Genomic DNA, 23,656 nt, shown 5'->3' on the forward strand with positions numbered 1-23,656 from the left:
GGGTCCGGGAACGCACCCGACGCGAATTGGCCGTCATTGTCCTGATCTGCACAGATAGCCTGTCCAGGCCTGTGGATAACTTACGCGGCGGCCTTCACGACGACGTTGGAGATGTCGGTCTTGCTCTTGCCGTCGACGGTCCCCAGCGTGGAGATCCAGATCAGCAGATGCTGCGTCGGCTGCGCGTTGCTGATCGTGATGGTGTTCGAGCCCGTCTTCATGGTCGCCGGCTGCGTCAGCACCGTCGTGGCATCCAGCGAGGACGGGTTGGCGGATTGCGCCGACCGAATCTGGATCGCGGTACCGGTACTGGTCAGGTTCAGGCTCACCGACGCGACCGTGGTCGCCTGGGGCAGGTTCAGCATGAGGCCGACGCCGCTCTTGAACCCGGGGAACGGTGTGGGGTCGGTGTAGACATCGGTCGACCAGGCATCACCCGAGGCGCCGGTGATGGCCTTGCCCGCGGTCTCCGGGGAGTCCGCGCCACCGCCGGGCGAAAACACGGTCACACCAACGGGTTTCACCACACTGCCGGGCGTCGGCGCACCGCTCGTGGTCGGGCGCTGGCTGTTGAGGCCGAGCTGCTGCTTGTCCAGGCCGCCGCCGACGTCGCCGAAGATGCCCTTGAGCACCGACGCCAGCACCAGCAGCGCCACAAGCAGGATGGCACCACCGACACCCACCCCGATGAGCAATGCCTTGCGCCGCTTGGCGGCCGCTTCGAGTTCCGCCGCGTCCTCGGAGTCCGGGCCCTGCGAGCTGTCGACGGGCTCGAGCAGTTCCGTGGTGTCCGCGACCGTGGTGGCCTGCTGCAGCAGGTTCAACAGCGTTGGGGCCGAACGGATTCCGCCACCTTCCTGCACGGCGCGGGCGGCTGCGGCGGAGATCTGGAAGGGGATGGTCCCGTCGACCGCGCGGGGTTCGACGGGCTGGCCCGCGCTGTTCTGCGTCGCGGGCAGCATGCCGCTGAGCGCGCCGGACTCGGGCAGCGGCCACCGGTTGACCAGCAGCGCGTACAGCGTCGCGCCGACGCCGCGGATGTCGTCCTCAGGGGTGGCCGACGGCAGCGTGCCGGGGAAGGCGAGCACTACGTCGCCCTCGATGCTGACCCGGATTCGGCCGGGGTGATCGATCGACAACGCGACGCCGGCCCGGTGCGCGGATTCGGCCGTCGACGCCAGGGACTGGATGGCACGGGCGCCGCCCATCGGGGACGGTTCCGTCGCGGCGACCTCGGCGAGCGAACCGCCGCGGATCCATTCGCTGACCACCAGGCCGCCGTGGCCGAGCCGGGTGACATCCAGGATCCGGGCCAGGCCGGGTCCCTCGATGTGGCTCAGTTTGCTTGTCCGGGTGAGGATTTCCTGGACCATCGACTGCGGCAGCTCGCCGTCATGGTCGATGAACGTGAGCGCGACCTGGCGGTCGAGCGCGATGTCGAGGGCGTGCCAGAACTGCAGATCCGGGGGACCGCCGTGGAAGACGAGCAGACGGTAGCGGCCGTCGGCGACGACCGCGCCGGCCCGCAAGGCGACATCGTCGCTGCCGCCCGACGTATCCGAGATGGGGGCGGATCCCTGGTCCGCGGGTGCGTCGGTCACCGCAAATCCTTTCCGAAGCCCGCCCGTGGTACCACTTCCCCGGTATGCCCCGCCAGTGGCGGACGCGCCGGGCCGCGGTGGTACCGGTGATGAAATGCCGTGTCCAGGGTACGGGACCGAGGTTCGTCCGGAGTCCGGTACAGCCGACCTGACCTGGACTGCGGGGGTCGGTGCGGGGCCGCCGCGGCCCAGCCGGCGCTTCACGAAAGCCACTGCGGCCAGCGCGTCGGGCACCTTGGCGGCCACCAGCACCGTCACGATCACCGGGAGCATGATCACGCCGAGCAGAACCAGGCGCAGCAACGATCCGGCGGCGCCGCCGTGCTCGGTCAGCCGGTCGAACCCCAGCAGTTTGTCGGCGAGATAGGCGAGCAGCCCCGATCCCAGTGAGGCGCAGACGGTCACCAGGATGGTCCGGATCACCGGCAGCTCGATCATCCGGCCGCGCGGCGGCCGTAGCGCCGACCGCAGCAACACGTAGCCGACGGTCGCACCGGCCAGGAAGCCCAGGCCGTTGGCCATGCCGAGATAGCCGGCCACGAGTTCCCGATCGTCGGTCAGGTGGGGCGCGATGAGCGAGCCGGCGATTTTCACCACGGTGATCACGACGATCAGGACGATCGGGATCCAGGGCTGTTCGCGGGCGTAGAACACCCGGAGTTCCAGCAGCAGCATGGAATATGGGATCAGGGTGAACGCCGACAGCGTGATGGCCATGCCGAGATAGCCGGCGTCGGTGGCCCCGAAGTTGCCGTACGCGAACAGGGCGCTGCCGATGGCGGGACCGCCGACGGTCATGAAGGCGACGATCGGGATGAGCGTCACCATGGTCAGCCGGGTGGCCAGCGAGAAGTCGGCGAGCACCGCGGGGTTGTCGTTCGCGGCGGCGTTGCGGGACAGGCGGGGCATCACGACGGTCAGCACCGTCACGCCGATCATGCCGAACGGCAACTGCAGCAGCAGCCAGGCGTAGTTGTAGATCGCCGGGCCGGAAGCGGCTGCGTGGCTGGCGATCTCGTTGCCGACGATCAGTCCGATCTGGCTGATCAGGACGTACAGCATCATGGCGACGGCCATGGTGCCGAACTTCTTGAGCCGGTCGTCGATGCCCCACAGCGGCCGCAGGTCGACGCGGTGTTGGCGCAGGGAGTACAGCAGGATCCCGGCCTGGGCCACGACGCCGAGTGTGGTGCCGATGCCGAGCACCAGCAGCTTGGCGTTGCCCATCTCGACGGGATCGATCGAGAGTTCGCCCGGGACAAGCACATACACGCCGAGCGTGATGATCGCGACCACGTTGTTGAGCACCGGCGCCCACGCGGGCGGCCCGAACACGTTGCGGTTGTTCAGGATTGCCATGTAGACCGCGGTCAACCCGTAGAAGATGATCTGGGGCAGCAGCAGATACGCGAAGGCGGTGGTGAGTGGCTCGTTGACCTGCGGGTCACTGCCCAGCATCAGCCGCACCAGCAGCGGTGCCGCCGCGACCGACAGCACCGTCGTCAGCAGCAGTAGCGCGGTGGCCAACGTGACCAGCCGCCGCACGAACGCGGCACCACCGTCGGCGTCGTCCCGTTCGGCCCGCGCCAGCACCGGCACGAAGATCGCGGTGAACGTCGCCTCCAGCACCAGGGCCGCCACCATGTTCGGCAGCTGGTTGGCGACGGTGAACGAACTCGACAGGGCCGCACCGAGAATCGCGGCGAGCAGCACGATCCGCAGGAACCCGGTGATACGGCTGACCAGCGTGGCGAAGGCCATGCCCCAGGACCGGGAGACGACGGCGGCGTCGGACAGCTCGGCCCGCCGGGGCGGTGCCTGGGGTGCCCGGGGTGCCTGAGGCCGGGGACTGCGCGGCGCGCTCATGAGTCCTCCGGGGCGTGGGCGATGGCGGTGTCGAGTGGATCGGGCCGGATGGGCCGGCTGTGGTGCGGGCGGTCCAGATCGGCGCGGTCGGGCTGCCCGCGGAACCGGTGCCACAGCCGCCGGCCGGCCAGCAGGAACAGCACCGCGCCGGCGGACAGCGTGATGAAGAACAGCACCTTGCCGTAGGCGTTGGAATGCACCGACAGCCGGACCGGCTCGCCGAGCGTCAGACCGTTGACCGTGCGCAGGGAGACATCGACCGCGACGCGCTGGGTGAAATGCACCTCGATCGGTACCCGCAGCGGCAGGTAGCCCGGCGGCAGTTCGATCTCACCCATGTCGGTGACGGTCATGCCCGGTGGCGCGTCGATGACCAGCCGTACCCGGATCGGCACCGGCAGGTCGTTGCGCAGGGCCAGGGGGAGGGGACTGCGTTCGGTGGCCAGCGTGTACGAGCCGCCGGGGTTGACGACGGTGACGCCGTGGAACAGGTCGTCCATCGTGCGCTGCGTGGTGCTGACGCGCTCCTGGGCCAGGGCTTCGCGGACGGTCGGCGGTACCGACTGCGTCAGCGCCCGCAGCATGTCCTCCCGCAGCGGCGCCGTGTACTGGTCGCCCGTCAGCCCCGTCTGGGTGTTGACGGTGAGCGCGGCGGTCAGGCCCCAGATCCGTTCCATGGTGGTCGAGATCTGGCTGGTGATGCCGTCTCCGTAGCGGGCCTTGGGGTTGCCGGTGCCGTTGTCCGGCGGGGTGGCCGACTGCGTCGGCGGCAGTGCCTGCGCGTCGGCGATCACCGCGGGCATCGGGCGGGCGACGGCCAGGCCGGAGTGGATCGCCGTGGCGACCGACGTCAGGATCGCCTGGGCGTCGTCGGGCGTCACGTCCCACGCCAGCGGCGGCATCAGGATCTGGTTTCGCGGTTGCGCGTCGGGCTGCAGGCCACGCCACAGCACCGAGGCGATGGCGTCCTGGCGCCGCGCCACCTGCGAGTCGTGGTTGAGCGGTACCCGCAGCGAGGTGTCCAGGTACCCGGGTGAGATCGGGGTGCGGCCCGCGCCGGCCAGGGCCGCGGCGACGCACGGGTCGAACGGCGCCACGGTCACTTTGTCGCTGTAGCGGACGGGCGCGGTGTCGGCGGGATTCGCGGCGTCGTCGGCGGTGATGGGCGCCGCGGCGATCGCGACGGTCGGTTCGGGCTGCGCCGACAGCAGCCGTACCGCCGGGCCCGTGAGCGGGCCGTCACCGACGACCGTCGCGCCGCGCAGGGACTGGATGCCGAGCAGCTGGTTGACGATGGGCCCGGCATCGGTGGTGGCGGTGGTGTTCAGGGCGGCGTCGCCCACGCGCTGCAGCGCGCGCAGGTCGGCCTGGGCGTACACCGTCGGGGTGACACACACCCGTTGGGCGAGCTGCCGCAGCCTGTTGAGCCACTCGGTCGCGGCCTGCTGGCCGGTGCCCGGGTGGGTGGGCGAGTTGAGGCCAGCCTCCGGGTCGTCGGTCACGACGTAGCCGCCGCTCATCGCGTTGACGGTGATCAGCAGGTCGGGGTCGACGGCCAGGCACATGGCTCCCCGCATGAGGCCGCCGGGATCCACCTGGTCGTTGGTGGCGAAGTCCGCCGCGGCCAGCAGGGTGTCGAGGCGGCCGCCGTTGGCCAGGGACGTGGCGAGGTCGTCGTCGGCGAGGCGCGCCGGTTCGGTGCGTCCGGGGATGCCGGCCGCCAGGTGCGGACGGTCGGCGAGCGGCCACAGCAGGGTCAGCGCGACAGGGCGTGCCGTGTCGGGTGGTACGACGGCGTCGATCGGCTGCTGGCCACTGCCGCTGCCCGCAGCGGCCGGGGTGGCCGGCACACCGAGCACCGGCAGGAGGAAGCGGGCGTCGTCGAGCCGGGCGGCCGACCCGTAGTCGGGGGTGCCGTTGACGTTGACGAGCAGCGGGTACACACCGGGATGGTCGATGCCCAGGGCGGGATGCTCGGCCGACCGCACCGGATACGCCAGTCGGAACGGCACACTCTGTCCCCGCGCCAGATCCTGCGACACCGTGGTGAAGTCGCCGACGGCGGAGAAGTCCGTCGGCTCCCCGGCCAGCGTCGTCCGCAGCCCGGACGACGACGTCACCGCGGCCGCGTGCTCGAGGCGCACCATGACGTCGTGCACCGGGCGGTCACCGACATTGGTGACGGTGCCGCTGACCGTCACCACCGGCTCACTGGTGGTGGTGACGACGTCGGGAGTGACGTGGTCGATGCGCAGCTGCAGGAACGTCGCCCCGCCCGGTTCGCCTGCCGACGATTGCGGCGTGATCGGGGCGGTGAGCAACAGCAACAGGGCGGTGACTGCCAGGACGCGCAGGAGAACTGTCGAGGCCGCCAACCTGACCTTCACGACCCGGGTCCGCAGCCGTTCGCGCGGCGGCCGGGTTGGGTATGGGCGGAGTCGTCGGTGCGATGGTTCCGCGTGCGGGAATGGGTCTGTGGGCGGCGGCGCGGCGCGGTGCGCGGCAGCGGCGGCAGGGCGCCCGGTCCATCGGTGTGCAGTTTGTCGATCAGTTCGCCGGCCACCTCGGCGAGCTTGCGCTCGTCGGCGTAGGCCAGGCGGGACGGCAGCTCCCGAAGCGGCACCCACGCCACTTCGGTGACCTCGACGTCGTCGTCGGAGAGTTCACCGCCCAGGAATCGCATCAGGTAATGGTGCACTGTCTTGTGCACGCGCCGACCCTCGGTCACGAACCAGTAGTCGATGCTGCCGAGCGCGGCCAGCACGCTGCCCTGCAGCCCGGTCTCCTCGGCGACCTCACGGATGGCGGTCTGTTCGGCCGTCTCGCCGAGTTCGATGTGCCCCTTGGGCAGTGACCACAGCATGCGGCCACGACGGTCGATGCGGCCGATGAGGGCCGCCTTCTGGGTGTCCTTGGGGCCGTCGAGGCCGTCGATCACCAGCCCGCCGGCCGATGTTTCGTGGACGGTGCGCAGCCGGTCGTTGTTCGACTTGCGGGCAGCCGGGGTGGCGGGAGCCGCCGCCGGGACTGCTTGTGCGGTGCCGTTGCGGGGCGCGGCTGCCGAATCGGTGTCGGTGGCCTGGGTGTTGTCGCTGGGCGGACCTGCCGAGCGTCGACCGCGACGTCGCCCGCGGCGTCGTCGTGGTTTGGCACGCTCGCCTTCCGACACCCAAGCGATAGTAGCTGCTCAGGTTGGGCGCCCTGTCCCCACTCGCCGGTCAGTGGCCCAGTTGTGACCGTGCCGCGATGGTCGGTACCAAACCGCGGGGTGGGCGCATTAGGCTCATCGGACGTGCCGAACGAAGCAAGTACCGATGCCGCGTTGCTGACCGCTGCCGCGGTCGCACTGAACAAGCATGCGGGTTTGCTCGTAGACCTGGGGCGGGTATTCGCCGCCGCGGGTCACGACCTGTACCTGGTGGGCGGCAGTGTGCGCGACGCGCTGCTGGGCCGTGAGCTGAACGACCTGGACTTCACCACCGACGCCCGTCCGGCCGAGTTGCAGAAGATGCTGCGCGGCTGGGCAGAAGCGTTGTGGGACACCGGGATCGAATTCGGGACCATCGGGGCGGCCAAGTATGGGCAGCGCATCGAGATCACCACCTTCCGCGCCGACAGCTACGACCAGGTGTCCCGCAACCCCGAGGTGGTGTTCGGCGACCGGCTCGAGGACGACCTGGTGCGCCGGGACTTCACCGTGAACGCCATGGCAGTCCGGATCAACCCGGACCTGCCCGGCGGCATCGGTGAGTTCCACGATCCACTCGGTGGGCTCGCCGCACTCGCCGACAAGGTGCTCGACACCCCGTCGGCGCCGCAGGTGTCGTTCGGTGACGATCCGCTGCGGATGTTGCGGGCGGCCCGCTTCGTCTCACAGCTGGGGTTCTCGGTGGCGCCGCGCGTGCTCGAGGCCCTGCTCGAGATGGCGCCGCAGCTGGGCCGGATCACCGCCGAGCGCGTGGCCGCCGAGCTCGACAAGCTGATGCTCGGCGCCGATCCCATGGCCGGCGTGGATTTGATGGTGCAGACCGGACTGGGCGATGTCGTGCTGCCCGAGGTCGGTGCGATGCGGATGGCGATCGACGAACACCACCAGCACAAGGACGTATACCACCACTCGCTGACGGTGCTGCGGCAGGCGATCGACCTCGAGGACGAGGGCCCGGATCTGGTGCTGCGCTGGGCCGCGCTGCTGCACGACATCGGCAAGCCCGACACCCGCCGCCACGAGCCCGACGGCGGCGTCAGCTTCCACCACCACGAGGTGGTCGGCGCCAAGATGACGCGCAAGCGCATGCGTGCGCTGAAGTACTCCAAGCAGATGGTCGACGACGTCTCGCAGCTGGTGTATCTGCACCTGCGGTTCCACGGCTACGCCGACGACAAGGGCACCGGCCAGTGGACGGACTCGGCGGTGCGGCGGTACGTCACCGACGCCGGGCCGCTGCTGAGCCGGTTGCACAAGCTGGTGCGCGCGGACTGCACGACCCGCAACCGTCGTCGGGCGGCGCGGTTGCAGGCCAACTACGACGGTCTCGAGCGACGCATCGAGGAGCTGGCCGCGAAAGAGGATCTGGCCCGGGTGCGGCCGGACCTGGACGGCAACGAGATCATGACGCTGCTCGGCATCCCGGCCGGCCCGCAGGTCGGCGAGGCGTGGCGGTTCCTCAAGGAGCTGCGGCTGGACCGCGGCCCGCTGAGCCACGACGAGGCCGTCGCCGAATTGCAGAAATGGTGGAACGCCAGAGGCTGATCAGCCGTCCATTCAGGTATGGACTATTGCCTGAGTGACGGGGACGGGTCGGCGTCGTGGTGGCCGGGGGAGCCGGCGGTGGACGCCGACGGCGACGGCACGCTGGACGGCGTGCGGCTCGATGTGGACGGCGACGGATTGTTCGACGATGCGCTGGCCGACTTCGACGGGGACGGCCGGGCCGACCATGCCGTGATCGATGTCGACGGTGCGCGCCGGTCGTTCACCGACGACGGGTCGGGTACCTGGGCGGTGGGCTCGGGGCTGCGGTGGTTCGGTCTGGACGGCACCGAGCAGAGCGGGGGAGCGGTCGTCGACTTCGACGGTGACGGCGCGGCCGACGACCGGCTGATCGATGCCGATGGCAACGGGCTCGCGGACCGGGTGCTGGCCGGGCCGGTGGCCTACGCGGACACCGACGGTGACGGGCGATGGGATGTGCAGCTGTCAGACGCCGACGGAGACGGTACGGCCGACGCGGCGGGCGTGGTGGCGCGCGGTTAGTCCACTCCCCGAGAAGGACCAAATGGCTGTGCGTCGCCTCGCGTGACGACCATTTGGTCCCTTTCGGTGAGCCGGCGCGAGCTCAGTCGCGGCCGGCTCCGGGCGGCCCGGCGAAGGCCTGGGCGATGGTCAGCCACTTCTGCGCGTCGTCGCCGACGGCCTTGACGTTGAGTTCCCGCAGCGGCCGCCGCTGCGTGACCAGGAGGCAGAAGTCCTCGGCCGAGCCGGTGACCCGCTGTGCGGAGTCGTCCGGACCCCAGGTCCACACCGAGCCGTCGGGGGCGGAAAGTTCCACGTGAAACACGTCGGCCGGCGGGGTCAGCTCGTGGAGCGTGAACGCGAAATCCCTTGTCCGAACGCCGATGTGCGCGATCGACTTGAGCCGGGCCGTCGGCTCACGCCGGACCCCGAGCGTGTCGGCGACGTCAGCGCCGTGCGCCCAGGTCTCCATCAGCCGCGCGCTCGCCATGGACGCGGCGCTCATCGGCGGGCCGAACCACGGCAGCTTGCGGCCGTCGGCAACACCTTCCAATGCGTCGTGCAGCGTGGTCCGGGTGGCGCGCCACTGCGCCAGCATCTCTGCCGGCGGCGTCTGCGCGAGTTCTTCGGCCGCCACGTCGACGAAGCCGAGCGGGTTCTTCCAGGCCTCGGTGAGCGTCGCGGCGAAGGCTTCCTCGTCGGTCACCGCCAGCACCGACACCTGGTCGGTCCACCACAGATGCGCGATCTGGTGAGCGATGGTCCAGCCTTCGGCCGGGGTCGCAGTGGCCCACTCGGCGGGTGGCAGGTCGGCGACCAGACGGTCCAGGTCGTCACTTTCGGCACGCAGATCGGCGATGACACCGGCAGCAGCATTGGGGGCCATGGCAGCACCCTAGACGGTACCGCTGGTTCTGCTGCGCTTGCCCAGCGTCGCGTGCAGGGCCATGCCCACGAGGTAGACGACGGAGCCGGCGGCCATCAGTGCCGACGACTTGCCGTCGTCCGGGATTACGGCCGCCGATACCGTGATCGCGACGATGAACGCCATCCAGAACAGCGCGTCCTGGACGGCGAACACGTGCCCACGCAGGGCGTCGTCGACGTCGAGCTGCATCGCCGAGTCGGCGCACAACTTGACCACCTGCCCGGCCGTGCCCAGCACCAGACTGCAGGCGATCAGGACCGGTATCTGCAGGCCGACGCCGGCGAGCTGAACCACCGCCGCGATGGCGAGCGCGCCGTTGGCGGTTGCGTAGCGACCCCAGCGGCGTACCGCGGCCGGCATGACGACGTTGCCCAGGAACGAACCGAGGCCCGCGGCGGCGACGAACACGACGGTCACCGCGAACCCGGCGACGTGTTCGCCGCCGCCGTGCCGGACGATCACCAGCACCATCAGGGTGTTGATGCCGAACACCATCCGGTGGGCCGCCAGACCGGTGAGGGTGGCCGTCACGGTCGGCACGTTCGCCACCGACCGGAGTCCGTAGACCCAGCCGGTGATGACGGCGTAGGCGACCGAACCGTGGACGGCGCGGGCGCTGTCGTCAGGGCCCAGGAGGTGGCGGTGGAACCGCACCGACAGCCACAGCGCCACCGCGACGGCCAGCGCCGCCAGCCAGATCACCACGGCCGAGCTGGTGTCGCCCGCGCCCAGCAGCCAGCGGGGCAGGAGCATCACGTTGGCGCCCACGAACGCCGACACGGCTCCGCACGCGGTGGCCACCGAGTTCATCGACACGACGTGTTGGGTGGGCACGACGTGCGGCAGTGCGGCCGACAGTCCCGACGAGACGAACCGGGTGAAGCCGTTGACGATCAAGGCGCCGAACAGGATCCACTGATCGGACGCGGCGTTGGCCAGCAGCGCGCCGACGCAGATCATCACCAGCAGCCGGCCGAGGTTGGCGACGATGAGCACCTGCCGGCGGTCCCAGCGGTCGAGCAACGCGCCGGCAAACGGACCCAGCAGCGAGTACGGCAGGTACAGCGCGGCGAAGGCACCGGCGATGGCCAGCGGGGTGGCCTGGCGTTCCGGGCTGAACAGCAGGCCGCCCACCAGGCCGGCCTGGAAGAGTCCGTCGCCGAACTGGCTGACCGCACGCAGTTCCAGCAGCCGACGGAAGTCCGGCAGGGCCTGCACCGCATGCAGGACGACGTGATGGGGACGGCGGGCGGTCACTGGGATATTCGTGTCCTGATTTGAGAGTGCCGGGCGTGGTTGAAGCGACCCGCTCCACAGTACAAATATCCCGGCGGGCCGTGTGCGTTGGTCACGGCGACGGCTCTCAAGTGCCATTATGGAGGGCGTGGCGCAGTCAGAGGAACCGGAGGATTACCGCGATTTCGCACCCGCCTCGCATGGGATTCGGGCGGGGACACTGCTGCTCGCCAACACCGACCTGCTGGAGCCGACGTTTCGGCGCAGCGTCATCTACATCGTCGAGCACAACTCCGGTGGCACGCTCGGCGTCGTCCTGAACCGGCCCAGCGAGACGGCCGTCTACAACGTGCTGCCGCAGTGGGCGAAGCTCGCGAAGAAACCCAAGTCGATGTTCATCGGCGGTCCGGTGAAACGCGATTCCGCGCTGTGCCTGGCGACCATGAAGGTCGGCGTCGACGCGTCGTCGGTGCCGGGGCTGCGACATGTGCAGGGCCGCATCGCGATGGTCGACCTGGACGCCGACCCCGAGGACATCGAAGGCGCCGTCGAGGGCGTGCGGATTTACGCCGGCTACTCGGGATGGTCGGTGGGTCAGCTCGACGGTGAGATCGAGCGCGACGACTGGATCGTCCTGTCGGCGCTGCCGTCGGACGTCCTCGTGGAACCGCGGGTGGATCTGTGGTCGCGGGTGCTACGCCGTCAGCCGATGCCCATGGCGATGCTGGCGACGCACCCGATCGATGTGAGCCGGAACTAACCGGCGAAATCAGCTGCAGGACAGCGTGCAGCTGGCGCAGCTGCCGGCGCAGCCGTCACCGGCGGGCGCGTTCTCCCGGGCCATCATGGCGGCCCCGGCCTTGGCGCCCTGGTAGCAGCCGGCGGCGAAGGTGCCGACGGCGCCGATGACGCAGACCATCAACACCATCACCCCGGTGCTGCGCGGTGCGACGAGCGCGACGGCACCACCGGCGGCGAGCATCGCGGCCGTCGCGAGTTGGATCGGTGCCACCGAGCGCAGCACGCGCGGCACGGTGTCGGTCGATGGGGGGCGGCTCAGCGACCAGGCGCCGACGCCCGCGGTCACCACGGCCGCGCACAGGCACAGCACCGCGGCGATCAGCATGCGTCTCAGAATAGGGGCGGCCGGGCGGCCGCTCCAAACCGGTGACCGGTCAGCGGCCGAGGCCGGGGATCGACGCGGTGAGCGGTACGGCCCCGGCGGCGTGCGGCGCGACGGCGGCCGGTGCCGGGACCATCGGCGCGGCCGGAGCCGGTGCGACGGGCGCGGGCACAGCAGCCGGTGCACCCGGTGCGCTGATCTTGAAGCCGTTGACGATGGCGTCGGTGGCGTTGCCGGACGCGACGGTCACCTGGGCACTCGTGGTCACCGACAGCGTCACCAGGTAGCGGTCGGCACCTGACGTCGCGATTACGTGCCGCCGCGAGGTGTTCAGCGTCAGGTTGTTCTCGCGGTACGTGCCTTCGATGATCGACGACGGCATGCCATAGAAATCAGCCATCGAACCGTCGGTGGACCGCCACGCGACCTGCTGCTGGCTGTCGATGAAGCCGTGGCTGATGGCTTCGCGCGGGTCGAAGTCGCCGACGAGCTTGTAGACCTGCAGCGCGGCGTTCGAGGTGTAGAGGCCGTCGCCGCCGACGCGGTCGGCGATCACGGCGAAGGCGTCGGGCACGTTCGGGTCGGGCACCGCGGCCCAGCCCGGCGGCACCGGCAGGACGATGTTCAGCGCGGTGAAGCCGGCGGCTGTCTGCCGCTGCATGGCGACGTTGTGGGCGCGGAAGAACTCGGCGATGGTGCCCGAGGCGGCCGGGGCGATGGCGGGTGTGGGCGGCGGCGCCGGGGCGATGACCGGCTGCGCCACCGCGGGCTGGGGAAGTGTGGCCGGCTGGGGTACGGCGGCGGGCTGACCTGCGGGGATGAACGCGGGTCCGGCCGGCTGGGCCGCAGCCACCGGCGCCGGGGCGGCCTGCACCGTGACCGTCTGGGTCACCGTCGCGGGTGCCGGGACGACGGGCTGGGGCGGCAGGGGGTCGGCGGATGCGGTGTTGCCTGCGAAGCCGACGACGCCCGCCAGGCCCGCGGCGACACCTCCTGCCAGAAGCCGCCAGTGGCGGGCGTTCTCGAACATGTGGCGTCGGTCCTTCCGCTTCACTTCTGTCTCACGCGTTGCACTGGAGCCGACTGTAGGTAGGTATGTGCGGTGCCCACCAGATCCGGCGCGCACCTGCAACCGTGCTCTGACCGCACTGCAACGGAACCGAGACCAACGCCGATCGGCTGGCGTGATGCAGGTCGCGCCGGGGGTGTTGACTACCCTGTGCACGTGAGCGATTCCCCGAATGCGCTGGCAGGCGTGCGTCCCGAGGCGGCCGTGGCCGTCGACGCCGACAGCCCGCAGCACCGTTACACGGCCGAACTGGCCGGCCGCATCGAGGCCGACTGGCAGCAGGTGTGGACGGACCGCGGCACTTTCAACGTGCCGAATCCCGTCGGCTCGCTCGCACCCTCCGACGGCGCGCCGGTGCCGGCGGACAAGATGTTCGTGCAGGACATGTTCCCGTACCCCTCGGGCGACGGCCTGCACGTCGGGCACCCGCTCGGCTACATCGCCACCGACGTGTACGCGCGCTACTTCCGCATGACGGGCCGCAACGTCCTGCACGCCCTGGGCTTCGACGCCTTCGGCCTGCCCGCCGAGCAGTACGCGGTCCAGACGGGAACCCACCCGCGCACCCGGACCGAGGCCAACATCGTCAACTTCCGGCGGCAGCTGGGACGGTTGGGCCTGGGCCACGACTCGCGCCGCAGCTTCGCCACCACCGACACCGACTTCTACAAGTGGACGCAGTGGATCTTCCTGCAGATCTACAACGCCTGGTTCGACGTGGCGCAGCAGAAGGCCCGGCCGGTCGCCGAGCTCATCGCCGAATTCGATTCGGGCGCACGGACTCTCGATGACGGCCGGAACTGGTCGGCGCTGACGGCCGCCGAACGTGCCGAGGTCGTCGACTCCTATCGCCTGGTGTACCGCTCCGACTCGATGGTCAACTGGTGCCCGGGTCTGGGCACCGTGCTGGCCAACGAAGAGGTGACCTCCGACGGGCGCAGCGAGCGCGGCAACTTCCCGGTGTTCCGGAAGCGGTTGCGGCAGTGGATGATGCGCATCACCGCGTACTCCGACCGCCTGCTCGAGGACCTGGACGTGCTGGACTGGCCCGACAAGGTCAAGGCCATGCAGCGCAACTGGATCGGCCGCTCTGTCGGTGCGGAGGTGCTGTTCTCCGTGGGGGACGCCGACATCGAGGTCTTCACCACCCGCCCGGACACCCTGTTCGGTGCCACCTATCTGGTGTTGGCCCCCGAGCATGATCTGGTGGATTCGCTGCTGGCCGGTTCCTGGCCCGCCGACATCGACGACCGGTGGACCTACGGAGAGGCCACGCCGGCCGAGGCGGTCGCCGCATACCGCGCCGCCATCGCCGCGAAGTCCGACCTGGAGCGCCAGGAGAACAAGACCAAGACCGGTGTCTTCACCGGCGCCTACGCCACGAATCCGGTGAACGGACAACAGGTTCCGATCTTCATCGCCGACTACGTGCTGGCCGGCTACGGCACCGGCGCCATCATGGCGGTGCCCGGCCACGACCAGCGCGACTGGGAGTTCGCGACGGCGTTCGGTCTGCCCATCGTGGAAGTCATTGCCGGCGGCGATCTTTCGGAGTCCGCCTACACGGGCGACGGCGCAGTGGTCAACTCCGACTACCTCGACGGCCTGAACGTCGCCGACGCCAAGGCCGCCGTCACCGAGAAGCTGATCGCGGACGGCCGCGGACAGGCTCGCGTCGAATTCAAGTTGCGGGACTGGCTTTTCGCGCGCCAGCGGTACTGGGGCGAGCCGTTCCCGATCGTCTACGACGCCGACGGCCGTGCCCACCCGCTGCCGGATTCGGCACTGCCCGTGGAACTTCCGGACGTACCCGACTACTCGCCGGTGCTGTTCGACCCGGACAATGCCGACAGTGAGCCGTCGCCGCCGCTGAACAAGGCCACCGAATGGGTGCACGTCGAGCTCGATCTGGGCGACGGCCTGCAGTCCTACACCCGCGACACCAACGTCATGCCGCAGTGGGCCGGCAGCTCCTGGTACGAGCTGCGCTACGCCGACCCGCACAACTCGGAAACGTTCTGCGCCAAGGAGAACGAGGCCTACTGGATGGGCCCGCGGCCCGAGATCCACGGCGCCGGCGATCCCGGTGGCGTCGACCTCTACGTCGGTGGCGTCGAGCACGCGGTCCTGCACCTGCTGTACTCGCGGTTCTGGCACAAGGTGCTGTTCGACCTCGGCCACGTGTCGTCGCGCGAACCGTACCGGCGCCTCGTCAACCAGGGCTACATCCAGGCGTTCGCCTACACCGACTCCCGCGGCACCTACGTGCCGGCGGCGGAAGTCGTTGAGCGCGAAGGCAAATTCTTCTGGACGGGCCCGGACGGTGAGATCGAGGTCAACCAGGAGTTCGGCAAGATCGGCAAGAGCCTGAAGAACTCCGTCTCGCCCGACGAGATCTGCGAGGAGTACGGCGCGGACACCCTGCGCGTCTACGAGATGTCGATGGGCCCGCTGGAGGCATCCCGGCCCTGGGCGACCAAGGATGTCGTCGGCGCGCACCGGTTCCTGCAGCGCGTGTGGCGCGTCGTCGTCGACGAAACCACCGGTGAGGCAAGGGTTTCCGACGACGTGGTCTCCGAGGAGACGCTCAAGCAGCTGCACAAGACCATCGCCGGTGTGAACGAGGACTACGCCGCGCTGCGCAACAACACCGCCGCCGCCAAGCTCATCGAGTACACCAACCACCTGACCAAGGAGGGCGTCACCGCTCGCGCTGCGGTCGAACCGCTGGTGCTGATGGTCGCGCCACTCGCGCCGCACCTGGCCGAGGAGTTGTGGCGCCGCCTGGGCAGCGAGAAGTCGCTGGCGCACGGCCCGTTCCCGGTCGCCGACGAGCGCTACCTGGTCGACGACACCGTCGAGTACCCGGTCCAGGTCAACGGCAAGGTGCGCGGCAAGATCGTCGTCGCCGCCGATGCCGACAAGGCCACGCTGGAAGCCGCGGCCCTCGCCGACGAGAAGGTGCAGGCCTTCCTGGCCGGTGCCACGCCCAAGAAGGTCATCGTGGTGCCCGGCCGGCTGGTCAACATCGTCGCCTAACCAGGGATTTGTGCACGATTTTTCGCGCTGACCGCGGAAAATCGTGCACAAATCACCAGGACCGCGCCGATGAGGGCCAGCGTCATGGTCACCAGGGTGGGAACCGCGATACCGGGAAAGCCGAGCGAGGCGAAGCCCACCAGGCCGCTCAACGCCGCGATGGCGAGCAGCGTCACGGGCAGGATCCAGCGTCGGCGGACGAGGCGCAGCACGCCGGGTGGCAGCCGCTTCGTCTGCTCACGGTCGAGCCACATGACCCCCGCGCCACCGACGATCGCCAGCACTGTTCCGACGACAGCGGCGATGTTGTGGCCTGCCGCGTTGAGGAATGGCAGCCACACTGCCCAGAACGCGAACGCGGCAACCGTAACCATCGATGTCCGGCGCGCGATGCCGCGGGCGAGTTCGTTGGCGTCGACCATGCCGGAGTCGATCGCGGCCAGCGCCAGTGTGGCGTCGACCGATTGCACATAGCGGAAGCGCATCCGGGCGACCTCGGCGGCGACGGCGTGGGTGTGCGGGTTGCCGGGGTCCAGGCGCAGCCCCTCGAGAAGATGAGCATCCGCGCGACGTAGCGGTCCGCGCCGTCGCACGAAGTGGAACAGCCAGATGATGGCCATCACGAACAGCGCGAGGCCTCGGGACAGCAGCACGATCAGCACTGCCCACACCGGATTCGGGCGGTAGAACCGCACGCGGTCGATCTCGACGAGTGCCTGTGCCAGCGGTCCCAGCGGCGAAGCGGGTGCGACGGCGCGGATGGACTCCGCCGTTGATTGTGCGTATGCCCGTTGATTCGACCTCAGATAGGCGCGGGTCAGCGTGTACCGGTAGTTGACGTCATTGGGGTCCAATTGCGCTGCCGCATAAGCTGATTGAACAGCCTCCTGTGGGTTTCCCGCGCCGCTGAGGATGGCGCGCGCATGGACCGACAGGACCCAGGGCTGGCGCGGGTCGATGCTCAGCGACCGTTCGGCCCAACCCCGGGCATCGGTGGAAAAGCCCTGTGCCTCCATCGCAATGGCCAGCATTCCCAACAGGGTTGGATTGTTGGGGTCGTGGCGCAGTGCTTCGATGGCCGCTTGCTCTGCTTCGCTGTTGCGGTCGAGCTCGAGAAGTATCCGCACCTTCTCGGCGGCTTCAGCGTTGGACGACGTCATCGGCGCCGCTTTCGGCCGTGGAGGTATTGCTCGAGTTCGCCGAACTCTTCCCGGTTCTCGGCGAATGCGACGTAGTTCTGGGCCAGGCTGAACCACGCCCCGGTGCTGGGTGGGGTATCCCGCAGCGCGGCTTCGAGGTGACTCTGGGTCACCGGTTGGGTGGTACCCCGCCGCACCGACTCGTGCAGCGCGAATTCGACTGCACGGCGGCACAAGCCGGCAAGATCGGCCCCGGAATAGCCGTCGGTGCGGGCGGCGATCCGGGCCAGGTCGAGTGGGCCGGTCGGGCTGCGCCGCAGGTGGTGGGCGAGGATGGCCTGGCGGGCCGGTTGGTCGGGTGGCAGCACCAGCACCTTGCGGTCGAAGCGTCCCGGGCGCAGCAGGGCCGGGTCGATGTCCCAGACCTGGTTGGTCGCGCCGAGTACCAGGAGCCCTTCGTTGTCGCTGGCGGCCCCGTCCAGCTCGAGGAGCAACTGGTTGACGATGCTGCGGATGTAGCTCGACGTCTGTGCGCGCTTGTGGCCCAGCGCGTCCAGCTCGTCGATGAACAGCACGGTCGGCCGCAGCTGGCGGGCCTCGTCGAAAACGTTCTTGATGTTGCGCTCGCTGTTGCCGAGCCACTTGTCCAGGACGTCGGCGATTCCGACGTGGATGAAGTACAGGCCCAGTTCGCCGGCGAGCGACTTGGCCAGGAACGTCTTGCCGCAGCCCGGAGGCCCCCACAGGAGCAGGCTGGACCGCAGCGTGTGTCCGAATGATCGGCGCAGTTCCTCGTTGCGCATGGGTTCGAGGAAACCCATGCGGAGGCGCTCTTTGACGTCCTCCATCCCTGCCACGTCGGCGAGTGTCAGCTCGGGCCGCACGATGTCGATGAGGTCGCTGGCGGAGATGACGTCGTCGTCGTCCTCGGTGGTGGCCCACACCGGCTCGTGCGACGGACTGGCCGGGGGAGCTGGCGGAGCCGGTGGAGCCGGTGGAGCTGGTGGAGCCGCCGGCGGCGTCGCGGGCGGGTCGACGGGTGGCAGCCCGAACTGACTGAGCGCCTTGGCCTTTCGCCCAACGGCATCGGCGTCGTCGGGAGACTGCTGGAGCAGCACTTCGCAGTGGCCGAGCGCCGCGGCGTGTTGGCCGTCATCGAGCAGCAGGTCGACGAGGTGCAGACGCAGCGCGCGGTTGGCGGGGTCGGCACGTACCGCGCCGTCGATCGCGGCGAGCACTTGTGGGTCTACGGCCATGTGGCCATCCTCTCCGATAAAGAAGACACGTTCAGCGGGGGCGAATGATCACCTCGTGCTGGTGGGCGTCGTCCGGGGTGGCCACGATCTGCGCGATCACCTGCGCGACGGTCGAGGGCTTCAAGAACCGCGCCGGGTCGTAGTCGCCGCCCTCGTAGGCCACGAGGTTCCACTGCATGTCGGTGTCGATGCGGCCGGGGTACACCGTCGTCACCCGCAGCGCCGGTTCGTCGGTGCGCAGGGCATCGGCGAAACCCCGCAGCGCGAACTTGCTGGCCGTGTACGACGCCAGGCCGGGGGAGGGGCTGCGTCCGGCGCCGGAGTTCACGAAGATCACCTGGCCCCGGGCCGCCCGCAATGCCGGCAGCAGCGGCAGCGTAAGTCCCACGGCGCCAAGCACATTCACTTCCATGGTGGCCCGCCACTCCTCGATCGAGGATTCGCCGACCCGGCCCGGGTACGCGACGCCGGCGTTGTGGACCAGTACGTCGAGTTCGACGATCGGCTCGACTGTCGCCTCGACGCCCTCGTAGTCGGTGAGGTCCATGGGCCACGTGGTCGCGCCCAGACGCTCGGCGACGGCGTCGAGTTCGGCCGTCGGCCGGCCGGCCAGGAACAGCGTGTGGGTCGGCGCGAGGGCTTCGGCGATGGCCATTCCGAGGCCCCGGGAAGCGCCCGTGATCATTGCGGTCGGCATGGCGTGAGCCTACCGATCAGCGAATCCCCGGGCCGCGACGCACAATGGACAGCGATGCCACCCGACCACAGCTTCGCGCCCACCCAGCTCTCGGCCCGCGCCGCCTACCTGCTGCGCGGTAATGACCTGGGCGTCATGACGACGGCCGCGCCGTTGCTGTACCCGCACATGTGGAGCTGGGATGCCGCGTTCGTGTCGATCGGTCTGGCTTCGCTGACGGTCGAGCGCGCCGTCGTCGAGCTGGACACCCTGCTGTCGGCGCAGTGGGCCAACGGCATGATCCCGCACATCGTGTTCGCCAACGGGGTCGACGGCTACTTCCCGGGGCCGGCGCGGTGGGAGACCTCCAGCCTGGCCGTCAACGCGCCGCGCAACCGGGACACCTCCGGCATCACCCAGCCGCCCGTGCATGCCATTGCGGTGCAACGAATTCTGGATCACGCCCGGACCCGTGGGCGCTCCACCCGGGTGGTCGCCGAGGCGTTCCTGGACCGGCGGTGGGACGACCTGGTGCGCTGGCACCGCTGGCTGGCCGAGGCGCGTGACCCACAGGAACACGGCCGGGTGACGCTGTACCACGGCTGGGAGTCCGGCATGGACAACTCACCGCGGTGGGATAGCGCGTACGCCAACGTGATTCCGGGTGCGGTGCCCGAGTATCAGCGTGAGGACAACGCGATCATCACCGACACCAGCCAGCGTCCGTCCGACGTCGAGTACGACCGGTACCTGTGGCTGCTGGAGGAGATGAAGTCCGTCCGGTACGACGACGCGCTGCTGCCGAAGGTCATGAGCTTCCAGGTCGAAGACGTTTTCGTCTCGGCCATCCTGTCGGTGGCGTGCACGGTCCTGGCCGAGATCGGTGAGGACTACAAACGTCCGAATTCCGATGTGCGCGAACTCTATTCGTGGGCCGAGCGGTTCCGGCAGGGCGTGGTGGCGACCAGCGACGAGCGCACCGGCGCGGCGCGGGACTTCGACCTGCGGGCCGGCAAGTGGATTCCGAGTGAGACGGTGGCGCAGTTCGCGCCGTTGCTCTGCGGCGGTCTGCCGCATGACCGTGAACGGGCGCTGCTGCGCCTGCTGGAGGGGCCGCGGTTCTGCGCGCACCCCGACCTCAAGTACCCGCTGATCCCGTCGACGTCACCGGTGTCCCGCGATTTCCGTCCGCGCGAGTACTGGCGCGGCCCGGTGTGGCCGGTGATGACGTGGCTGTTCTCGTGGTGTTTCGCGCGCCGCGGCTGGTCCGAGCGCGCGTCGATCCTGCGGCGGGAAGGCTTGCGGCAGGCCAGCGACGGCACGTTCGCCGAATACTACGAACCGTTCACCGGGGAACCGCTCGGCAGCATGCAGCAGTCGTGGACCGCCGCCGCCGTGCTCGACTGGCTGGGGTGACCCCGACCTAGTCGTCGCTGCTGGTGGTCAGCTTCTCCAGCGGCCCAAGGGCCTTGGCGATGTGGTCGATGTCCTCTGGCGTCAGGTTGGCCATCATCGCGATCAGCACCTTCCGGCGGGCCTCGAGGGCCTCACGGTGCTGCACGAGTCCGCGCGGCGTCACATTGACCAGCACGGCGCGCAGGTCGGATGGGTCACGCGAGCGCTTGACCAGACCCAGCTTCTCCAACCGCCGGATCGCCACCGTGGTGGTGGGGGTGCGGACGCGTTCGTGGGCGGCCAGTTCCGTCATCCGGATGGGGCCACGATCCAGCAGCGTCAGCAGGATGGACAGCTGCGCCAGGGTCAGATCGGCGCCGGCTTCGGCGTCCTTCGGGATCTCGACGCGTCGGCGCATCACGTTGAACAGCTTGGAGAGGACCTGTTGCAGGTCTCCTGCAAGGTCCGCGACCTGCGGCTCCGTCGACGACATAGTTCGATAGTCTAACGTGTATGCCGGATACTGGTCGGCATTAGACAACCTGCGCCAGAAATTGACGTAAACGTTGAGTTTCCGCGGATTCGAAGATCTGCTCGGGGGTTCCGGTCTCGATCACCCGGCCGCCATCCATGAACACCACCGAATCTGCCGCTGACCGGGCGAAACCCATCTCGTGAGTGACCACCACCATGGTCATGCCGTCCGCCCCGAGTTCGCTGATGAGCGCCAGGATGCCCTTGACCAATTCGGGATCCAGCGCCGACGTGGCCTCGTCGAAGAACATCACCTGGGGGCTCATGGCGAGCGCGCGGGCGATCGCGACACGTTGCTGTTGCCCACCGGACAGGGTTGCTGGGCGCACGTCGGCCTTGTGTTTGAGCCCGACCCGCTCGAGCAGTTGCAGCCCGAGTTCGCGGGCCGCCGCGGCGTCCAGGCCCTTCAGTTTGCGGGGCCCCAGCGTGACGTTCTCCAGCACCGTCCGGTGCGGGAACAGGTTGAAATGCTGGAAGACCATGCCGATCCGCTGGCGCAGCTGATCGGGGTTGTCCTTCAGGACCGACCGCCCGTCGAGCAGGATGTCGCCGCGGTCCGGTTCGTACAACCGGTTCAGGGTGCGCAGCAGCGTCGACTTGCCCGAGCCCGACGGCCCGATGACCGCCGTCGTGGTGCCGGCCGGCACGTCGAGGTCGACGCCGCGCAACACCGTGTTGGCGTCGAACGACAGGTGAATATCCTTGGCGGCCAAGGAGACTGCCTGTGGGGTGGTCATATGATCTCCTGGGTCGCGACCTCGGCTGCGACGGGCTTGCCCTTGCTCAGTCGCCGGTCGATGTAGTTGACCAGATGGGTCAGCGGGACGGTCAGGGCCAGGTAGAACAGGCCGGCGGCGACCAGCGGAGACAGGTTACCGGTCTGCGCGTTGAGGTCGCGGCCCACCTGGAACAGCTCCCGCTGGCTGGCGATCAACCCGAGGAAGTACACCAGCGACGACGCCTTCAGCAGCGAGATGAACTGGTTCATCAGCGCCGGCAGCACCCGGCGCACCCCCTGCGGCACCACCACCAGGCGCATCGACGCCGGATAGCCGAAGCCCAGCGCGCGCGAGGCCTCGAGCTGGCCGGCGTCCACACTCTGGATACCGGAGCGCAGAATCTCACCGATGTACGCGCCGGCCATCAGGCCCAGCGCGGCAATTCCCAAGGGGTACGGGTTGTTTCCCGTCAGCGAGCCGACGACCGGCCCGATGCCCAGCCCGATCACCAGGATGATCACCACTTCGGGCAGACCGCGGAAGATGTCGGTGTACACCCGGGCCGGCCACCGCAGCCAGCGCGACCGGGAGATGCCGGCGATGGCCAGCGCCATGCCGATGATCAGGCCGATGACGCTCGCGCTGATGGTCAGGATCAGCGTGTTCGGCAGGCCCGTCTTGAACAGATCGGGGATGGCCTGCCGGTACAGCCGCCAGTCCAGGAACGCATCTTTCAGTTGTGAGAGCGTGGATTTCGGCGCGGGACCGGCCGACGGGGCTGCTAACGCATGTGACGCGGCGATGGCGTTGAAGTCGGGCAGCTGCGGTGCGGGTGCGGCCTTCGATCCGGGCTTCCAGCCCGGCGGCAGGGCCCGCGGGACCCAGTCGGCGTAGAGCCGCGCCCAGGTGCCGTCGGCGATCACCGCGTCGAGCCCCGCGTTGAGGGCGTCGATCAGCGGCTTGTTCTCCTTGGCGACCGCGTAGGCCACGAAATTGTCCAAGCTGAAGGTGTTTTCGACGATGCGCGCCGGGTCGCCCGGTTGCACGGTGCCGGAGGCCTGCTGCGACGGCGCCACCCAGGCGTCGAGCTGCCGGGTCTTGATGTTGGCGTACACCGTCGCGTAGTCCGGGAACTTCACCGGTTCCAGGTGCAGGGTGTCGACGACGTAGGCCTCCTGTACGGTGCCCTGCACGACGCCGATGCGCTGCCCGGCTTTCAGTGCACCGAACCCGTTGATGGCCGATCCGGTCGGCACGACGAGCGAAAAGTAGCCGAAGTCATAGCCATTGGTGAACCCGACGGTGCGCCGCCGGGCGTCGGTGGTGGTGATCGATGACGATCCGACGTCGAAGCGGCGGGACGCGACCTGCGCCAGCAGGCCGGCGAAGTCGGTGCCGACGAAGTTGACGCGCAGGCCGATCTTCTCGGCGATGGCCCGCAGCAGCTCGTTGTCGAATCCGGTGAACTGGCCGCTGGAGTTGATACAGATGCTCGGCGGGGCATCGGACAGCGTGCCGACGGTCAGCACTCCCGGCGTGCCCAGCCCCAAGGTGTCGGGCCGCACCGTCGAAAGCGGTTGGGTGCCAGGTGTCGTGTATTTGTCAGTGCCGTCGCCTTGGGCGGCGGTGGCCAGGTTGGTGGGCAGGGCGCTGGCGCTCTGCACACCCGGTGGCGCGCACTGGTCCGTGGTGGCGCGGGCCGGGACGCCCACGCTCAGCGAGCCGACCAGGAGTGCTACCAGTATCGCTACCGTCGCACGCAGGAAAGAGGTCACGCAGGTCAACCTAGCCGGTACCCGGCCGAATGCAGCGGCTTCAGCTCGCCGGGAATTCATCCGG

Annotated in this window: 18 protein-coding genes; 5 read left to right on the forward strand and 13 right to left on the reverse strand. The window is 69.2% G+C overall.

The window, feature by feature from the left end; genetic code table 11:
• Positions 1-80: 80 nt before the first annotated feature.
• The 3 genes from murJ to BR47_RS0115625 are packed head-to-tail and all read right to left on the reverse strand — an operon-like array spanning position 81 to position 6,636.
• The gene (murJ, locus tag BR47_RS0115615; RefSeq protein ID WP_036427404.1) at positions 81-3,467 is read right to left on the reverse strand and encodes a murein biosynthesis integral membrane protein MurJ; all 3,387 of its coding nucleotides are present in this window, start codon (positions 3,465-3,467) and stop codon (positions 81-83) included.
• Positions 3,464-5,854: a hypothetical protein gene (locus BR47_RS0115620; protein WP_090562781.1), complete on the reverse strand. Its 2,391-nt coding sequence runs from the start codon at positions 5,852-5,854 to the stop codon at positions 3,464-3,466. Before BR47_RS0115620 ends, murJ begins: the two co-directional genes overlap by 4 nt.
• Positions 5,851-6,636 (reverse strand): NUDIX hydrolase, encoded by a 786-nt coding sequence (locus tag BR47_RS0115625; RefSeq protein WP_020099873.1) that lies wholly within the window; start codon positions 6,634-6,636, stop codon positions 5,851-5,853. The genes BR47_RS0115620 and BR47_RS0115625 overlap by 4 nt, the downstream gene beginning before the upstream one ends.
• Positions 6,637-6,759: 123 nt before the next feature.
• On the opposite strand from BR47_RS0115625, the gene BR47_RS0115630 reads away from it, so the two are divergent.
• Both BR47_RS0115630 and BR47_RS0115635 read left to right on the forward strand, forming a co-directional pair.
• Complete coding sequence (locus BR47_RS0115630; RefSeq protein ID WP_020099872.1) at positions 6,760-8,220, forward strand: CCA tRNA nucleotidyltransferase; 1,461 nt, start codon at positions 6,760-6,762, stop codon at positions 8,218-8,220.
• An 18-nt stretch (positions 8,221-8,238) separates the two neighbouring features.
• The gene (locus BR47_RS0115635) at positions 8,239-8,724 is read left to right on the forward strand and encodes a hypothetical protein (protein WP_020099871.1); all 486 of its coding nucleotides are present in this window, start codon (positions 8,239-8,241) and stop codon (positions 8,722-8,724) included.
• Positions 8,725-8,806: 82 nt separating this feature from the next.
• Here BR47_RS0115635 and BR47_RS0115640 read toward each other — a convergent pair whose 3' ends face one another.
• Positions 8,807-9,589, reverse strand: coding sequence for a TIGR03084 family metal-binding protein (locus BR47_RS0115640; protein WP_029120082.1), 783 nt, complete (start codon positions 9,587-9,589; stop codon positions 8,807-8,809).
• 9 nt (positions 9,590-9,598) lie between these two features.
• Positions 9,599-10,888, reverse strand: a complete 1,290-nt coding sequence (locus BR47_RS0115645) for an MFS transporter (protein ID WP_036427407.1) — start codon at positions 10,886-10,888, stop codon at positions 9,599-9,601.
• A gap of 118 nt (positions 10,889-11,006) precedes the next feature.
• On the opposite strand from BR47_RS0115645, the gene BR47_RS0115650 reads away from it, so the two are divergent.
• Entirely contained in the window at positions 11,007-11,627 is a 621-nt protein-coding gene (locus BR47_RS0115650) for a YqgE/AlgH family protein (protein WP_459543691.1), read from the forward strand.
• 9 nt (positions 11,628-11,636) lie between these two features.
• Here BR47_RS0115650 and BR47_RS0115655 read toward each other — a convergent pair whose 3' ends face one another.
• Both BR47_RS0115655 and BR47_RS0115660 read right to left on the reverse strand, forming a co-directional pair.
• On the reverse strand, positions 11,637-11,993 hold the full coding sequence (locus tag BR47_RS0115655) for a hypothetical protein (protein WP_020099867.1): 357 nt from the start codon (positions 11,991-11,993) through the stop codon (positions 11,637-11,639).
• Positions 11,994-12,042: 49 nt separating this feature from the next.
• Positions 12,043-13,020, reverse strand: a complete 978-nt coding sequence (locus BR47_RS0115660; protein WP_029120085.1) for an LpqN/LpqT family lipoprotein — start codon at positions 13,018-13,020, stop codon at positions 12,043-12,045.
• 195 nt (positions 13,021-13,215) lie between these two features.
• Between BR47_RS0115660 and leuS the strand changes: the two genes are divergently transcribed.
• Entirely contained in the window at positions 13,216-16,098 is a 2,883-nt protein-coding gene (gene leuS / locus BR47_RS0115665) for a leucine--tRNA ligase (protein WP_177127389.1), read from the forward strand.
• On the opposite strand, the gene BR47_RS0115670 is transcribed toward leuS, so the two are convergent.
• The 3 genes from BR47_RS0115670 to BR47_RS0115680 are packed head-to-tail and all read right to left on the reverse strand — an operon-like array spanning position 16,095 to position 19,190.
• Positions 16,095-17,258, reverse strand: a complete 1,164-nt coding sequence (locus BR47_RS0115670) for a tetratricopeptide repeat protein (protein ID WP_029120087.1) — start codon at positions 17,256-17,258, stop codon at positions 16,095-16,097. The two genes, leuS and BR47_RS0115670, sit on opposite strands and share 4 nt — an antisense overlap.
• Positions 17,255-18,493: an ATP-binding protein gene (locus BR47_RS0115675; protein WP_029120088.1), complete on the reverse strand. Its 1,239-nt coding sequence runs from the start codon at positions 18,491-18,493 to the stop codon at positions 17,255-17,257. The genes BR47_RS0115670 and BR47_RS0115675 overlap by 4 nt, the downstream gene beginning before the upstream one ends.
• Positions 18,494-18,524: 31 nt before the next feature.
• Positions 18,525-19,190 carry an SDR family oxidoreductase gene (locus tag BR47_RS0115680; RefSeq protein ID WP_029120089.1) on the reverse strand — a complete coding sequence of 222 codons (666 nt, stop codon included), beginning with the start codon at positions 19,188-19,190 and terminating at the stop codon, positions 18,525-18,527.
• A 54-nt stretch (positions 19,191-19,244) separates the two neighbouring features.
• Here BR47_RS0115680 and ggh point away from each other — a divergent pair, with 54 nt between their 5' ends.
• On the forward strand, positions 19,245-20,585 hold the full coding sequence (gene ggh / locus BR47_RS0115685; protein WP_020099861.1) for a glucosylglycerate hydrolase: 1,341 nt from the start codon (positions 19,245-19,247) through the stop codon (positions 20,583-20,585).
• 7 nt (positions 20,586-20,592) lie between these two features.
• On the opposite strand, the gene BR47_RS0115690 is transcribed toward ggh, so the two are convergent.
• Genes BR47_RS0115690 through BR47_RS0115700 form a run of 3 tightly spaced genes read right to left on the reverse strand, consistent with a single transcriptional unit; the run spans position 20,593 to position 23,580 of the window.
• Positions 20,593-21,057 carry a MarR family winged helix-turn-helix transcriptional regulator gene (locus tag BR47_RS0115690; RefSeq protein WP_020099860.1) on the reverse strand — a complete coding sequence of 155 codons (465 nt, stop codon included), beginning with the start codon at positions 21,055-21,057 and terminating at the stop codon, positions 20,593-20,595.
• Between the two features lie 40 nt (positions 21,058-21,097).
• Positions 21,098-21,835, reverse strand: a complete 738-nt coding sequence (locus BR47_RS0115695; RefSeq protein WP_029120090.1) for an amino acid ABC transporter ATP-binding protein — start codon at positions 21,833-21,835, stop codon at positions 21,098-21,100.
• Positions 21,832-23,580, reverse strand: a complete 1,749-nt coding sequence (locus tag BR47_RS0115700; protein ID WP_029120091.1) for an ABC transporter substrate-binding protein/permease — start codon at positions 23,578-23,580, stop codon at positions 21,832-21,834. Before BR47_RS0115700 ends, BR47_RS0115695 begins: the two co-directional genes overlap by 4 nt.
• Positions 23,581-23,656 lie beyond the last annotated feature (76 nt).

The sequence above is a fragment of the Mycobacterium sp. UNC410CL29Cvi84 genome (genome assembly GCF_000686745.1).
GTDB lineage: Bacteria > Actinomycetota > Actinomycetes > Mycobacteriales > Mycobacteriaceae > Mycobacterium > Mycobacterium mucogenicum_B.